This is a genomic window from uncultured Kushneria sp. (genome assembly GCF_947497025.1).
In the GTDB taxonomy this organism is placed as follows: domain Bacteria; phylum Pseudomonadota; class Gammaproteobacteria; order Pseudomonadales; family Halomonadaceae; genus Kushneria.
Map to the genome: position 1 here is coordinate 88,876 of NZ_CANMFC010000002.1, position 15,154 is coordinate 104,029.

The window sequence follows — 15,154 nt, forward strand, 5'->3', positions numbered from 1 at the left end:
GATGTCCGATCCATCTGCTGAACAACCCGCCTTTCACTGGGATGAGCTGCCCGCCTGGCTCTTCATGGTGGTCATCGTGGCCATGACCTGGGAGGTGGTGTTTCGCTATTTCTTCCTGGCGCCGACCAGCTGGGCCAACGAACTCTCCCTGTATGTCTGCGCCATTGCCTATGTCTATGCCGGCGTCTTTGTCATGCGACGCGATGCGCATCTGCGCGTCACCGTGCTTTATGACCTCGCGCCCCGGCGGTTAAAACGCATCCTTGATGTCATGCAGTGCCTGATGACCCTGTGCTTTTGTCTGATCGTGGCCGGTTTCGGGGCGCGCGAGGCCTGGGTGGCGCTGGTCGCCGGCGAGCGCTTCGGCACGGTCTGGAATGCTCCGATCCCGATGACCATCAAACCCCTGATCGTGGTCTGTGCGCTGGTCATGGCCGTGATGTCGGTCATCAATCTTTATCGCCGCTGGCACCGACAGGAGGACGTCACATGAGCATTGCGATCATGTCCCTGGTGCTGCTGGGGGGATTGATACTGGCCATGGCCATGGCTGTACCGCTCGGATTTGCAGCGGGCGGTGTGGCCTCGCTGTTGGCCCTTGTCGAGTTCGGCCCGGAGGTCCTGGGTCTGGCCATGCAGAAGATCTACGGCATGGCGACCGACATCTCCTTCGCCTCGGTGCCGCTGTTCATTCTGATGTCGTCTTTGCTTGAGCGCTCGCGGCTGGCACGCGATCTTTTTGACAGCCTGCAGTATCTGGTAGGCGGTGTTCGCGGCGGCGTCGCGCTGGTCACGCTTTTGATTGCGGTCATCATGGCGGCCATGAGCGGCATCATCGGCGGCGAGATCGTGATGCTCGGCCTGGTTGCCCTGCCGCAGATGCTGCGCCTGAACTATGACCGCAGTCTGTCCATCGGCGTCATTGTGGCGGGCGGCTCGCTGGGCACCATGATTCCCCCCAGCATTGTGCTGATCATCTTCGGGCTGGTCGGGGGCGCAAGCATTCAGGCGCTCTTTTCGGCCACGGTCATCCCCGGGCTGATACTCGCCGGCAGCTACCTGCTCTATGTGGTCATACGCTGCTGGCTCAACCCGGCGCTGGCGCCCGCCAGCCGCGATGCCGTGCCGGAGGGGATGACACTCAAAAGCGCTTTGATGGGCCTGGTCCCGCCGATGTTGCTGATCGTTTTGATCCTGGGCTGTATCTACGGGGGGGTGACCTCGATCACCGAAGCGGCCTGTGTCGGGGTCGTCGGCACCCTGGCCCTGATTGTCGTGCGGCGCGAGCTCAGCGTGTTCCTGCTGCATCAGGCGCTGGTCCAGACCCTGCGCGCCGTCGGCATTCTGCTGTGGGTGACCTTTGGCGTGGCGGTGCTGATCAGTGTCTACAACCTGATGGGCGGGCGGGCCTTCATCAATGAGCTCATTCTGGGCGCAGGCCTGACGCCGATGATGACCATCCTTTTGATGCTGCTCGTCTTTCTGGTGCTGGGCTGCTTCATGGACTGGATCGGAATCGTGCTGCTGACCATTCCGATCTTTTTGCCCATCGTGGTCGAGCTGGGCATGAGCCCCATCTGGTTCGGGGTGCTTTTTTCCATCGCCATGCAGATTGCCTTTCTTTCCCCTCCCTTCGGCTCGGCGGCCTTCTACCTGATGAGCGTGGCGCCAAAGGGCGTCACCCTCGTCGACATCTACCGTTCCGTCTGGCCGTTCATGCTGATCCAGCTTGCCGTGCTGATCCTGGTATTACTCTTTCCGCCGCTCGCGCTGTGGCTGCCCGGCCTGCTTCCATAACTGGAGTTCACTGATGAAAATCACTGCCATCGAAACCCTGCATGCCCGCGAGTTCGAAAACGTGCTCTGGGTACGCGTACACACCGATGAAGGCACCATCGGCCTTGGGGAGACGTTCTACGGCGCCGGTGCCGTGGCGGCCCACATTCATGACACCCTGGCCCCCAGGCTGATCGGGCGTGACCCGCTGGCCATCGAGGCGCTGCATCGGGAGATGACCAACCTGCCGCTGGCACACGCCTCGACCGGTGCCGAGTCGCGCGCCACCTCGGCCATCGATATTGCGCTATGGGACCTGTTCGGCAAGGTATGCCAGCAGCCGGTGCATCAGATGCTCGGCGGACTCTGTCAGCCACGGCTTCGCATCTACAACACCTGCGCCGGCTACGGCTATGTGCGAAATCGCGACATCCGAACGGTCAACAACTGGAATCTGGGCAGCAGCGAGGGCCCCTTCGAGGATCTCAATGCCTTCATGACCGATGCCGGCGTGCTGGCCGAAAACCTGCTGGAAAGCGGCATCAGCGCCATGAAGATCTGGCCCTTTGACCCCATCGCCCAGCAGACCCACGGGCTGGACATCAATGCCGAGCAGATGAAAACGGCGCTGCGCCCCTTCGAGCAGATCCGACAGCGCGTGGGGGATGCAATGGACATCATGGTCGAGTTTCACTCCCAGTGGAATCTGACCAGTGCCAAACGCATTGCCAGGGCGCTGGAGCCCTACAACCCCTACTGGTTCGAGGACCCGATCAAAATGACCTCAACCTCAGCGCTGGGAGAGTACGCACGCGCCACTTCGGTGCCGGTGTGCGGCAGTGAAACCCTGGGCTCGCGCTGGCCCTACAAGGAGATGCTCGATCAGAATGCCCTTGGCGTGGTGATGGTGGATCTGTGCTGGACCGGCGGTTTGACCGAGGGGCGCAAGATCGCCGCCCTGGCCGAGACCTTCCACAAGCCGTTCGCCCCCCACGACTGCATCGGCCCGGTGGGCTTTGCCGCCGCCGTGCACATGTCCTTCAGTCAGCCCAACACCCTGATCCAGGAGTCGGTCCGCGCCTTCTATCGCGGCTGGTATCAGGAGCTGGTCACGGCCGTACCGCGAATCGAAAACGGTTACGTCTACCCCATGGAGGGGCCGGGGCTGGGCGTCGAACTGCTGCCGGAGGTCTTTGAGCGCGCCGATCTGGTCACCCGTAAAAGCCAGTAACGGCCAAGGGCATCCATCATGAAGGGAGGCATCAACCATGCATCTGTTTGACCTGACCGGGCGTACTGCCCTGATTACGGGCTCCTCGGGCGGACTGGGGCTTGCCATGGCCCAGGCGCTCAGCGATGCCGGCGCGGCCATCGTGCTGCACGGTCGCAATGCCGACAAGCTGCACGACGCAGCCACGCACTTTGCCGCCAGGGGCATCGAGGTGGGCACCATCACCTTTGATGTGACCAGCGAGACGGACGTGCACCAGGCCTTCGAGACCCTCGATCAGCGGGGCACCACCATCGATATCCTGATCAACAATGCCGGCATGCAGCACCGCCAGCCGATGACCGAGCTGGCACTGGCGGACTGGCAGAAGGTGATCGATACCAACCTGACCGCGGCCTTTCTGGTCGGCCAGCAGGTCGCGCGTCGCCTGATTGAAAAGGGGCAGGGCGGCAAGATCATCAATGTGGGCTCGCTGACCAGCCAGGTCGCCCGGGCGACCGTCGCGCCCTATACCGCAGCCAAGGGGGGGATTCGGCTACTGACCTGCTCGATGGCCGCCGAATGGGCCGAGCACAACATCCAGGCCAACGCCATCGGCCCCGGTTACATGCTCACCGACATGACCCGGCCACTGTCGGAGGACCCGGCGTTTGACGGCTGGGTGAAGGCGCGCACCCCGTCGCGCCGCTGGGGGCTGCCGGAGGATCTGGCCAGCACGGTCATCTATCTGGCCGCGCCCGGCTCGAGCTATGTCAACGGCCAGATCATCTACGTGGATGGCGGCATGCTGGCCGTCCTGTAGCCCCTGTCAGACCGGGGCCCGGGGCAGCCACCGGGCCGGGCCCCTCTACCCGAGCAGCGAGCGCAGCCCGGCGATGGCACTCTGGCCGCGCTCACGCTTTTTCTCCGGGTCTTCCTTGTCGGCGCGGCCGTACCACTCCAGGTCCTCGGGCGGCAGCTCGTCAAGAAAGCGGCTCGGCGCACAGTTCATCATCTCGCCGAACTGCTTGCGCTGCTGGGCCAGCGACAGCGTCAGGGTCTGGCGCGCGCGGGTAATCCCCACATAGGCCAGCCGCCGCTCCTCCTCGATGGTGTCCATCTCGATCGAGTTGCGGTGCGGCAGCAGCTCCTCTTCCATGCCCATCACGTAGACGTGCGGGAACTCGAGCCCCTTGGAGGCGTGCAGGGTCAGAAGCTGCACCTTGTCGGTGTCATCCTCCTGGGCCTGCTGGTCGAGAATATCGCGCAGCACCAGCCGTGAAATCGCCGCCTCGACGTCATCGGTCTCCTCGGCCATGTCGTCGCCCTCCTCGGTATCACGATGCATCGACTTCTCGAGCTGATCGATCAGGATATACACGTTGCCCATGCGCTTTTCGGCCACGATCGGGGCGCTGGCGTTCTGATAGAGCCACGCCTCGTAATCCATCTCGGCAAACATTGCCCGGATCGCGGCGATGGCGTCGCCCTGATCCATGCGCTTGCGGATACCTTCCAGAAAGTGATTGAAACGCCCCAGCCGGTCGACGGCACGCTCGGAGAGCACGTGTGCCAGGCCCATCTCGCTGCAGGCGGCAAACAGGCTGACCTTGCGCTCCTGGGCGTAGTTGGCGAGCTTTTCCAGCGTGTTGGGGCCGATCTCGCGGCGCGGCACGTTGACGATGCGCAAAAAGGCGTTGTCATCGGCCGGATTGATCAGAAGCCGCAGGTAGGCCATGGCGTCCTTGATCTCGTTGCGGGAGAAAAAGGAGGTGCCGCCGGAGAGCTTGTAGGGGATCTGGTGGTGCTGAAGCTTCAGCTCCAAAAGCCGGGCCTGAAAGTTGCCGCGATAGAGCACGGCAAAATCGCGCCACTGGGCGCTCTCCTTGATGCGCCGGGTAAGGATCTCGGTGGCCACCCGCTCGGTCTCGGCCTCCTCGTTGCGATTGACGATGATACGAATCGGCTCGCCGCGGCCCTTGTCCGACCACAGCGTCTTCTCATAGACGTGGGGGTTGTTGGCAATCAGCGTATTGGCGGCCTTGAGGATGATCGAGGTGGAGCGGTAGTTCTGCTCCAGCTTGATCACATTGAGCGAGGGGAAATCCTCCCCCAGCTGCACCAGGTTCTCCGGCCGCGCCCCGCGCCAGGCGTAGATCGACTGATCGTCATCGCCCACCACGGTAAAGGTCTGACGCTCGGCCATCAGCATGCGCACCAGCTGATACTGGCTCGAGTTGGTGTCCTGATACTCATCCACCAGCATGTAGTGGATGCGGTGTCGCCAGCGCTGCAGCACCTCCGGATGGCGCTCGAACATTGTCGCCGGCAGCATGATCAGGTCATCGAAATCGACCGCGTTATAGGCCTTCAGGTGGCGCACGTAGTGCTCGTAGATGCGCGCGCAGTAGGCGTCATCCTCGGTCTCGGCGTGGGAGAGCGCATGTCCAGGCAAAATCAGGTCGTTTTTCCAGGTCGAGATCTGGCTCTGCACCCGGTTGATCTGATCGCCGTCGATCTGGGCGTCCTTTTGCATCAGATCGCGCAGCAGCGCCCTGGCATCCTCCGGGTCAAACAGCGAAAAGCCCGGGCGCAGGCCCAGCGTTTTCAGCTCCGAGCGGATGATGGTCAACCCCAGGGTGTGAAAGGTAGAGACCGTCAGGCCGTGGCCGCTGCGCCCGGGCAACAGCGTCTGGACGCGCTCCTTCATCTCGCGGGCGGCCTTGTTGGTAAAGGTCACCGCCGCGATGCGCCGGGCACTCATGCCGCACTCATGAACCAGATACGCAATCTTGGTGGTGATCACGCTGGTCTTGCCGGAACCGGCGCCGGCCAGCACCAGACAGGGGCCATCGATGTATTTCACGGCCTCGCGCTGGCGTGGGTTGAGGCCGGCAATGCGGTTGCGAATATCGGACATGGGAACAACCTGATGAGGGGCAGATAACGCGAGCACGTCATGATACATCCTGCGGCCCCGGGTGTGCTGTAATGACAGGCAGTGGATCTGCCGCCCACTGTCATGACCCAGAGGAAAACCATGCGTGATCAGCGCCTTGCACCGGGTATCAAAAAACCGCCCTTTCGCACCGGTATGCGCCTTGCCCTGATCGGGGCCGTGCTGGGGTGTTCAGCGCAGGCCAGCGCGGCCTGCCAGATTCAGGCCATCCAGTACGACTATCCCGAACAGCGCCTTGATCAGGCGCTTGAGCAGTTTGCCCATACCAGCGGCTGCCCGGTCGAAGTGGACAGCGCATCGCTTGGCAACCTTCAGGCGCCGGCCCTCTCCGGACGCTTCACCCCGGGTGCCGCCCTGATTCAGCTGGTGCGCGGCTCGGGCCTTGAAGTCCATCTGGACAACGGCCATTACCGAATCAATCAGAGTGACCGGGAGCACATCGAAGATCTGGTCGAGACGTTTCGCTACCGCATCGACAGCGCCCGGGACAACAATCAGCTCACCCAGGACGAGGCCCGGGACCTCGACGCTCAACTGGACGCCATCGAGGCGCAAAGCGATCAACTGATCACCGAGCAGGGCTTTTTGAGCGCCGCCGAGAAGGCCGGCCATGAGCGCTTCTTTGCCTGGCTGGAAGGGCGGCTGGCGCCGGGCGCTCTCTGAGTTCCGGGTGGATGATCGGCCCTGCCCGGCATCGCGATGGCATGAGCCGTCATCACATCACGCACCACAACATCAGTGACAACGACATCAGTGACAACAACAAGAGGCCACAAGGATGAGGATCATTCAGGACGACCTGAGCAGCGACGCGACCATCGCGCTGATCCGCGAGCATGTGACGGATCTGGCCGGCCACTCTCCCGAAGAGAGCTGTCATGCGCTGGATATCGACGCGCTGCGCGCGCCCGGGGTGACCTTCTGGAGCGCGTGGGAGGGCAACACCATTGCCGGCTGCGGGGCGCTCAAGGCGCTCGATGAAACACATGGCGAGATCAAGTCGATGCGCACCGCCGAGACGCATCTGCGCCGCGGGGTAGCCGCCAAACTGCTCGATCATATTATCCGAGAGGCGCAGTCGCGCGGGTTCAAACGGCTCAGCCTTGAAACCGGAACGCCCCCGGTATTCGCCCCGGCACGCAGCCTCTATGCGCGCTTCGGTTTCGAGACCTGCCCGCCGTTTGGCGACTACCAGGAAGACCCATACAGCGTGTTCATGACGAAGTCTCTCGACGGCCCGGATTACAGCGCCCCGTCAAAGTCCAGCTGTCGCCAGGCCTCATAGACCAGTACCGCGCAGGCGTTGGAGAGGTTGAGGCTGCGGCTGCCTTCCCGCATGGGAATGCGCAGGCGCTGCCCTTCCGGCAGGCGGTCGATCAGCGCCTGCGGCAGGCCGCGACTCTCCGGGCCAAACAGCAGCGCATCCCCCGTTTGATAGGCCACGTGATCATGACGGGTACGCCCGCGGGTGGTGACGGCCAGCATCCGCGTTGGTGCGACCGCGGTCATGAAGGCCTCCAGCGAGGCATGGACCCGGACGCGGGCCCACTCGTGGTAATCAAGCCCGGCCCGGCGCAGGCGCTTGTCATCCAGTTCAAAGCCGAGCGGCTCGATCAGGTGCAGGCGAAAGCCGGTATTGGCGCAGAGTCTGATGATGTTGCCGGTATTGGGGGCGATTTCCGGCTCGAACAGGACGATATCCAGCATGGGCGGGCGTTTTCTCTACTTTCTACGGTTAGATGCCGCATATTGACGATCAGCTTCGCGGGGACCAACGACAGCGGGCCCGGCACAAGGGCCGGACCCGCTGGTGACAGACAGGTGCCTGTCGGATCAGAAACCGACGAATTTAGAAGCCAACCGAAACGCCCAGCTCCGGACCGCTGAACAGCGTCTTGCCATCGTGGTTGTCGAAATCGGTATGGTAGTAGCGATAGCCAACATAACCATAGGTATTGGCGATCAGCGTGGCACGAGCGCGGGCGCCGTATTCATAGCTTTCGTTAACGTCGCCATGGGCCAACCCTTCCGGCGTATAAAAGCCATAGCCACCGACACTGACACGCGGAATCGGGGTGTCCACATAGGCCGAACCGCCCAGCCCCAGACCACCCCCGTCACCGTAGTCGCTGTCCAGATACTGGTAGCGTCCGCCGACCGACACATCCACACCCGGCAGATAGGGCGAGAACATCAGCTGGCCGGAATAGGCCTTGGTATTGTTGCCGCTGTCATTGGTGCTGAAATAGCCCAGTCCGGCAGAAAAGCCCGGCAGCAGCCCCTGAGTGGCCTGAAAACCGTGGGAGTCCTTGCCACCGCTGGCAGAAAGGCTCAGAGCCGAGGCGTTAAGACTTGAGAGGGCAAGGCCTGCACCCAGTACCGAGATGATGATCTTTTTCATTTTGAAATCCTTGGCTTGTTGTCCCCTTGAACGGGACATGCGCTGTCAGAAAGGAATCCGTTCGCCTGCGGAAATACAGGCCGGTGTGCACCGGCGCATTGTGCCATCATGATGATATGGATCGACATGATGTTATCTTTTTTATTAAGGCTACCTTACCACCGCCTGAAGCCGTTATCCTGAACACCGTAATGCGCGCGATACTCATGGATGGCGTGGGCATAAGGAGCCAGGGCGTCATCGCCGCGAGTCTCGAGATATTCGAGAATGCCCGCCAGCGTGACAATCGGCACGACCGGAATATCGTAACGCCGGCGAACGTCCTCGATGGCGCTGATATCACCCTGTCCGCGCTCCTGGCGATCAAGAGCGACGACCACACCGGCAGCGGTGGCACCGGCCGCCTCGATCAATGCCATGGATTCCCCGATGGCCGTGCCGGCGGTGATGACATCATCAATGATCAGCACACGGCCGGACAGCGGCGCGCCAACAATCGAGCCGCCTTCACCATGGTCCTTGGCTTCCTTTCGATTGAACGACCAGGGCAGATTGCGGTCATGATGAGTCGCCATCGCAATGGCCGTACTCGATGCCAGCGGGATGCCCTTGTAGGCAGGGCCGAACAGGAGATCGAACTCCAGCCCGGCACGCTGGATGGCACCGGCATAGCAGCGCCCCAGCATGGCCAGTGCCGCACCACTGTGAAAATGGCCGGCATTGAAGAAATAGGGACTGACGCGCCCCGACTTGAGGGTGAACTCGCCAAAGCGGAGCGCCTGCTCGGCAATAGCGAATTCGATGAATTCTCGCTGCTCGTCCAACATGTCATACCCTTATTTCTTGTACCGGCTCTTTACCCAAACCTGTCAGGCTCGGGTATCATACACGCGCGAAAAACAAGGGACCATGTATGAAAATCGCCAGTATCAACGTCAATGGCATGCGCAGAGCTGTCGAACGGGGCTTTCTCGACTGGCTCAAGGCGCAGGATGCCGACATCGTCTGCGTGCAGAACTTAAAGACCAAAAGCTTCGAGCTGGACGACTCGATCCTCTATCCCGAGGGCTATGAAGGCTATTTTCTGGATGCCGAGCAGGATGATTTTGCCGGCGTCGGCATCTACTGCCGCAAGATCCCCAAGGCGATCATGTATGGTCTGGGCTTTGAGCAGTGCGATAATGAAGGTCGTTTTCTGCAGGCCGACTACGAGCGCTTCAGCGTGGCGTCCTTTCTGATGCCGGAAGATCCGCACGCCAAGCAGCGTTTTATCGCGCAGTACAGCGACTATCTCAACAAGCTGCGCCGCAAGCGTCGCCAGTACATCATCGCCGGCAGCTGGTACATCGCCCACAAGACCGTCGACCTTGATCACTGGTCCGAACACCAGAGCACGCCCGGATTTCGCCCCGAAGAGCGCGCCTTCATGGATCAGGTCTTCGGACCGATGGACTTCGTCGACACCTTCCGGGAAGTCGAGCGCAACGCCGGCCATCACACCTGGTGGCAAAAACCCGACAGCGAAGTGCCGCGCAAGCGTCAGGATGGCTGGCGCACCGACTATCAGATCACCGGGCCGGATATCGCCCGCACGGTCAAGCGTGCCTGGATCGATCGCGACGCCGATTTCAGCGAGTTCGCGCCGCTGATCATCGAGTACGATCTGGAGCTCTGACCCCGGCTGTCGATGACGGCACGGCCGTGATCGACCGCCCTCGGCTATTGAGCTGTTAGCCACCGCTCGGTCCCTTCGCGCAACGGCGCCGGAAGCTTTTGGCTTCCGGCGCCGTGTCGTTGTGCGGCTGACGTTTCAGGCCGTGCGGATCAGCTGACCATACCCAGCACATTGCGCTGACGCGCAAAGAGCTGCTCGCAGCCGGCTTCGGCCATGTCCATCATGGCGTTGAGCTCAGTGCGCGAAAACGATGTCTTCTCGGCCGTGCCCTGTACCTCGATGATGCCGCCATCGGCGGTCATGACCACATTCATGTCGGTCTCGGCGCGCGAGTCCTCGGCATAGTCCAGATCCGTCACGGCCTGGCCCTTGTAGATGCCGACCGAGACCGCGCTGACCAGCTGCTTGAGCGGGTCAGTGGTGATCTGCTTGTTGCGCTGCAGCGACTGGATCGCATCGACCAGCGCCACACAGCCGCCGGTGATCGCGGCCGTACGGGTACCGCCATCGGCCTGGAGCACATCGCAGTCGATAGTGATGGTGAACTCACCCAGCTTTTTCAGATCGACCGCCGCACGCAGGCTGCGCCCGATCAGGCGCTGGATTTCCACCGTGCGCCCGCCCTGCTTGCCACGCGCCGCTTCCCGGCCGCTGCGGGTATGGGTCGCGCGCGGCAGCATGCCGTACTCGGCGGTGATCCAGCCCTGGCCCTTGCCGCGCAGCCAGCGCGGCACGCCGGCTTCGACGCTGGCCGTACACAGCACCTGGGTATCGCCAAAGGCGACCAGCACCGAGCCCTCGGCATGCTTTGTGTAGCCGCGGGTCAGGGTAATTTCACGGGTTGCCTCGGGGGCACGTCCACTGGGTCGCATGACACTCTCTCTACTGGTAAAAATGAAGACACCAACCAAAAGGCGGGCCGGGCATCTTACACGCCTGCCTGCGCAATGAACGAATCGTTTAAACTGATCGCTTTCACCTCTTGTCTTTCCACCTTTCACGCAAGGATGACCCATGGCTCGCAGCATGACCGCCTTCACCCGCCAGACGCTGGATGCCGACTGGGGCAGCCTTGCGCTGGAACTGCGCTCGGTGAACCAGCGCTATCTGGACCTGCACTTTCGCCTGCCTGAATCCCTGCGCGATCTTGAAGCGCCGTTTCGCGACAGCCTGCGTGGGGTGCTCTCGCGCGGCAAGATCGAGTGTTCGCTGCGCTTTGAGCGCGCCCAGGGCAGCGGTGACAACCTCGACATCAACGTCGAGCATCTGGAAGTGCTGATGGAGACCCTGACGCGCCTGCGCCGTCACGCCCCGGAAGCCTCAATGCCGACCCTGCTGGAGCTGCTGGACCACCCCGGCATCTCGCGCGGCGGCGAGATCGACATGGACGCCGTGCGCGCCACCGCCCTCAAGCTGATATCGCAGGCGCTCGAGGATCTTAACGCCGGCCGCGAGCGCGAAGGCGAACAGCTCTGCGCGCTGATTCGCGAACGCCTGATTGGCATTCGCGCTCAGGTGGAAGAGGTCCGAGCCCACCTGCCGGCCGTACTGGAGCGCCAGCGTCGTCAGATTCTGGAACGTCTGGAAACCGTGAAGGCCGAGCTTGACCCGGCCCGGCTGGAAGCGGAAATGGCGCTGATGGCACAAAAGGCCGATGTTGCCGAGGAGCTCGACCGACTGGAAACCCATGTCAATGAAGTCGAGCGCCAGCTCACACAAAAGGGCCCGATCGGACGCCGACTCGACTTTCTAATGCAGGAACTCAACCGCGAAGCCAACACGCTCTCCTCCAAGGCCGCAGTCACTGATACCACCCGCTGCGCGGTGGAACTCAAGGTGCTGATCGAGCAGATGCGCGAGCAGATTCAAAACATCGAGTAGACACTTACGAAGATTTTTGCCCTATATACAGATCCTGTTTTGTAGAATCTTCCATCAAAGCAGGGTCTGCAAAAGCCCGCAATTTCTCCCATCTAAAGCAGCACAAGTTTGGCAGAACACACCCTCTACTTGTGAACCAGTGCTTCCATCATACGATGGTCAAACAACGCATGACTCTACCGACTGCCAGCCCGGTAGGCTGAACCATGAGTTCAAGAAACACCTGCAATCAGCATGAAGAGTCATGACGGTCCTTGAAAAGCTCTTATGCCGAATATCGATACACAATGCTTGCAAACCCATATGGCTGCGAATGAATTCGTAGCGTCGTTTTTGCCCGCACCCATCCTGCGCCTTCATGAAAGAGAATTCATCGCCAGCTCATTTTCATGAGTCATTCTCGCGCTATCAGTTCAGGAGGCGGTTCATGTGGCAAGAGATAAAAGCGCAGATCATGGGTTCGAAGCCGGGATCATGTTTGGCGATACTCATGTTGCTCTGCGTAGCACCCCTGGCCGTGGCGCAGGATCCGTTCGGAAAACGGGGCGACTTCCTGCCACCGGATCAGGCCTTCGAACCGACGCTGATACAAGACGGCGACGAGATAGACATCAATTGGCAGATCGAGCCCGGTTACTATCTCTATCGCCACAGCTTCGCCGCTGAGGCCGATGAACACGAGCTATCGCTCGATATCCCCGAGGGGGAGAATATCGAGGACGAGTACTTCGGTCGCTCCGAAATCTACCGTCATGCGTTGAGCATGACCACGCAGCCCGGGGAAGCCGATACCCTCACCCTTCATTGGCAGGGTTGCGCCGATGCCGGCCTCTGCTATCCACCCCAGCAGCGGACCTTCGATCTGGAATCCGTTGCAGGTGCCTCGGGGGACGGCACCACCGACGCGAATGAGCCAGGAACGGATGCCATGGTCGATGCGCCGAATTCGTCATCCGCGACACCAGCGTCTGTCGCGTCAGGCCCCACCAATCAGTCCCGGACAGACGCGGCGATGGCGGAAGATCAGCAGCTGGCGGCGCAGCTCGCCGGTGGCAACTGGATCTGGACGCTGGCAGCGTTCTTCGGCATGGGTCTGCTGTTGACCTTCACGCCTTGCGTGCTGCCGATGATCCCCATCCTCTCCAGCCTGATCGTCGGCCAACGTCGCAGCGGGGAGAATCCGCGCGCCGCCGGCTTCGTACTCTCGCTCGCCTACGTTCTCCCCATGGCTGCAACCTACGCGATACTGGGCGTGGCGGCGGCCATGGCGGGCGCCAATCTGCAGATGCTGTTTCAGAATGTCTGGTTCATCGGCATTTTCTCGGTGCTGTTCGTGGTGCTGGCGCTCGCCATGTTCGGTGCCTTCGAGCTCGAACTGCCGCGGGTGCTGCGTCAACGCCTGGATGCGGGACTGTCGCGACAGCGCGGCGGCCGGCTCAAGGGCGTCGCCGTCATGGGGGTACTCTCCGCCCTGCTGGTCGGCCCCTGCATGACCGCTCCTCTCGCCGGCGCTCTGCTCTTCATCGCCGACACCGGTAATCCGTGGCTGGGCGGCGCGGCGCTGCTCGCGCTGGGCCTCGGCATGGGCGCTCCGCTGGTGCTGATCGGCACGCTCGGCAGCCAGTTGCTGCCCAGGCCTGGCGCCTGGATGACCCGCGTCAAGGCGCTTTTCGGCTTCGTGCTGCTGGGCATGGCGATCTGGTTCGTCGCCCGAATCCTCTCGGATGCCATCGTTCTTGGCCTGTGGGGCGCGCTGGGTCTGGGCGGAGCGATCTCTCTCGTCGCCCTGGCACGTGATAACGACCCAAATGGCGATAGGCCAGGAGGCGTCCTGCGCCAGGTTGCGACAGCCAGTGCTGCCATCATCGGTCTGTGGAGCACGTTGATCCTGATCGGTGCCGCCGGTGGCGCCAGGAATCCATGGCAACCCCTCTCAGTCTACGTCCCGAGCGGTGTGGCAACGGCCTCCAAAGACGCCAGCGAGTCCGGGCCTGTCACGTTCGACGACGTGAAGGATCTGGCCACGCTCGAACGCCGCGTCCAGGCCACCGCCAACAGCGGCCAGATGACGCTGGTCGAATTCACCGCCGACTGGTGTGTCTCCTGCGAAGTCATCGAACGGGAAGTGTTCAGCGACCCGGCCGTCAAGGAGGCGCTCCAGGACGTGCAGCGACTGAGTATCGACGTCACGGATTACGACGCCGAGGACAAGGCGATCATGCAGCACTTCGGCATCGTCGGTCCGCCGACCCTGATGTGGTTCGGCCCTGACGGTCGGGAACAGCGCAGCGCTCGCATCATCGGCGAGCTGGATGCCGTGGCCTTTCTCGACCGCTATACGCAGGCCAGACAGAACGCCAACGAGTCCACGGAGGGCTGACCATGAATCCGCTTGATCGCAGTATCGCTCTGGGGCCCCTGGGCGTGAGTCTGGGTCAGCTTTTGCTGATCGTGGCCATGATCGTCGCCCTGATCGTGGGTGCCTGGGTGGGCCGTCGTCGGCAGGTCAGCGTCGGCGATGTTCTGTTCAATGCGTTGCTGATCGGCGTGATCGGCGCACGCATCGTGTTCGTCGCCCGCTACTGGCAGAGCTACGACACCTTCTGGTCCTGGCTCGATATCCGGGATCGCGGGTTCGAGTCGCTGGCGGGGCTGGCGATCGCTTTTACCTATCTGGCCTGGCGTTTCTGGCGGCAGCCGGCCATGCGCCGCCCCCTGGGTGCAGCGGTTCTCTCGGGTGCCCTGGCATGGTCGATGACCGCTGGCGCCCTGACGCTGACGGCACCTCGCGGGGCGAGCCTGCCTGCCATCCCGCTGGCGGCTCTCGATGGGTCACCGGTAGCACTGCCCACCGTGCTGCAGGCATCTGATCGGCCCATGGTGGTCAATCTCTGGGCGAGCTGGTGTCCACCCTGTCGTCGCGAGATGCCGATGCTGGAGCAGGCCCAGCAGGCGCGGAACGACGTGTCGTTCGTGTTCGTCAATCAGGGCGAGAGCGTTGACGCCATCGAGACGTTTCTGCAACGGGAGTCCCTCTCGCTCGATCATCTCTATCGCGATCCGGATATGACCTTCGGTCGGGAGGTGGGTGCCATGGCCATGCCGACCACCCTCTACTACGACGCCGACGGCCAGCTCGTCGATACCCACTTCGGTGAGCTTTCCCGTGCCACGCTCGATCGCAGTCTCGAGCGCATTGCCCCATGACGACTCGAGCGCGCTTTCAACCCAAGCGCTTCACTTGACCTTCCC

At 62.1% G+C, this 15,154-nt stretch carries 15 protein-coding genes; 10 read left to right on the forward strand and 5 right to left on the reverse strand.

Features of this window, described 5'->3' with window-relative positions:
* The first annotated feature begins 1 nt into the window (after nucleotide 1).
* From Q0931_RS03735 to Q0931_RS03750, 4 genes are read left to right on the forward strand one after another with little or no spacing between them, the layout of a single operon-like run.
* Nucleotides 2-493 carry a TRAP transporter small permease subunit gene (locus Q0931_RS03735; protein ID WP_299257433.1) on the forward strand — a complete coding sequence of 164 codons (492 nt, stop codon included), beginning with the start codon at nucleotides 2-4 and terminating at the stop codon, nucleotides 491-493.
* Nucleotides 490-1,797, forward strand: a complete 1,308-nt coding sequence (locus tag Q0931_RS03740) for a TRAP transporter large permease subunit (protein WP_299257435.1) — start codon at nucleotides 490-492, stop codon at nucleotides 1,795-1,797. The genes Q0931_RS03735 and Q0931_RS03740 overlap by 4 nt, the downstream gene beginning before the upstream one ends.
* 13 nt (nucleotides 1,798-1,810) lie before the next feature.
* Nucleotides 1,811-3,007: a mandelate racemase/muconate lactonizing enzyme family protein gene (locus tag Q0931_RS03745; protein WP_299257437.1), complete on the forward strand. Its 1,197-nt coding sequence runs from the start codon at nucleotides 1,811-1,813 to the stop codon at nucleotides 3,005-3,007.
* 37 nt (nucleotides 3,008-3,044) lie between these two features.
* Nucleotides 3,045-3,809: an SDR family oxidoreductase gene (locus Q0931_RS03750; RefSeq protein WP_299257439.1), complete on the forward strand. Its 765-nt coding sequence runs from the start codon at nucleotides 3,045-3,047 to the stop codon at nucleotides 3,807-3,809.
* Nucleotides 3,810-3,854: 45 nt separating this feature from the next.
* On the opposite strand, the gene rep is transcribed toward Q0931_RS03750, so the two are convergent.
* Complete coding sequence (gene rep / locus Q0931_RS03755) at nucleotides 3,855-5,906, reverse strand: DNA helicase Rep (protein ID WP_299257441.1); 2,052 nt, start codon at nucleotides 5,904-5,906, stop codon at nucleotides 3,855-3,857.
* Between the two features lie 120 nt (nucleotides 5,907-6,026).
* Here rep and Q0931_RS03760 point away from each other — a divergent pair, with 120 nt between their 5' ends.
* Nucleotides 6,027-6,608, forward strand: a complete 582-nt coding sequence (locus Q0931_RS03760) for an STN domain-containing protein (RefSeq protein WP_299257443.1) — start codon at nucleotides 6,027-6,029, stop codon at nucleotides 6,606-6,608.
* Between the two features lie 115 nt (nucleotides 6,609-6,723).
* Nucleotides 6,724-7,230 (forward strand): GNAT family N-acetyltransferase, encoded by a 507-nt coding sequence (locus tag Q0931_RS03765; RefSeq protein ID WP_299257444.1) that lies wholly within the window; start codon nucleotides 6,724-6,726, stop codon nucleotides 7,228-7,230.
* Here Q0931_RS03765 and trmL read toward each other — a convergent pair.
* The 3 genes from trmL to pyrE form a co-directional block, all read right to left on the reverse strand.
* Complete coding sequence (trmL, locus tag Q0931_RS03770; protein WP_299257446.1) at nucleotides 7,188-7,652, reverse strand: tRNA (uridine(34)/cytosine(34)/5-carboxymethylaminomethyluridine(34)-2'-O)-methyltransferase TrmL; 465 nt, start codon at nucleotides 7,650-7,652, stop codon at nucleotides 7,188-7,190. The genes Q0931_RS03765 and trmL overlap by 43 nt on opposite strands.
* Before the next feature lie 142 nt (nucleotides 7,653-7,794).
* Complete coding sequence (locus Q0931_RS03775; RefSeq protein WP_299257448.1) at nucleotides 7,795-8,346, reverse strand: YfaZ family outer membrane protein; 552 nt, start codon at nucleotides 8,344-8,346, stop codon at nucleotides 7,795-7,797.
* Between the two features lie 155 nt (nucleotides 8,347-8,501).
* Nucleotides 8,502-9,173, reverse strand: a complete 672-nt coding sequence (gene pyrE / locus Q0931_RS03780; protein ID WP_299257450.1) for an orotate phosphoribosyltransferase — start codon at nucleotides 9,171-9,173, stop codon at nucleotides 8,502-8,504.
* Between the two features lie 86 nt (nucleotides 9,174-9,259).
* Here pyrE and Q0931_RS03785 point away from each other — a divergent pair, with 86 nt between their 5' ends.
* The gene (locus tag Q0931_RS03785) at nucleotides 9,260-10,021 is read left to right on the forward strand and encodes an exodeoxyribonuclease III (protein WP_299257451.1); all 762 of its coding nucleotides are present in this window, start codon (nucleotides 9,260-9,262) and stop codon (nucleotides 10,019-10,021) included.
* Nucleotides 10,022-10,170: 149 nt separating this feature from the next.
* Here the strand turns inward: Q0931_RS03785 and rph are convergent, their stop codons facing one another.
* The gene (gene rph, locus Q0931_RS03790) at nucleotides 10,171-10,893 is read right to left on the reverse strand and encodes a ribonuclease PH (RefSeq protein ID WP_299257453.1); all 723 of its coding nucleotides are present in this window, start codon (nucleotides 10,891-10,893) and stop codon (nucleotides 10,171-10,173) included.
* A gap of 142 nt (nucleotides 10,894-11,035) precedes the next feature.
* Between rph and Q0931_RS03795 the strand changes: the two genes are divergently transcribed.
* The 3 genes from Q0931_RS03795 to Q0931_RS03805 all read left to right on the forward strand — a co-directional run bounded on the left by Q0931_RS03795 (nucleotide 11,036) and on the right by Q0931_RS03805 (nucleotide 15,109).
* Complete coding sequence (locus Q0931_RS03795) at nucleotides 11,036-11,902, forward strand: YicC/YloC family endoribonuclease (RefSeq protein WP_299257454.1); 867 nt, start codon at nucleotides 11,036-11,038, stop codon at nucleotides 11,900-11,902.
* Nucleotides 11,903-12,329: 427 nt separating this feature from the next.
* Entirely contained in the window at nucleotides 12,330-14,282 is a 1,953-nt protein-coding gene (dsbD, locus tag Q0931_RS03800) for a protein-disulfide reductase DsbD (RefSeq protein WP_299257455.1), read from the forward strand.
* A gap of 2 nt (nucleotides 14,283-14,284) precedes the next feature.
* Nucleotides 14,285-15,109 (forward strand): prolipoprotein diacylglyceryl transferase family protein, encoded by an 825-nt coding sequence (locus tag Q0931_RS03805; protein ID WP_299257457.1) that lies wholly within the window; start codon nucleotides 14,285-14,287, stop codon nucleotides 15,107-15,109.
* Nucleotides 15,110-15,154: the final 45 nt, after the last annotated feature.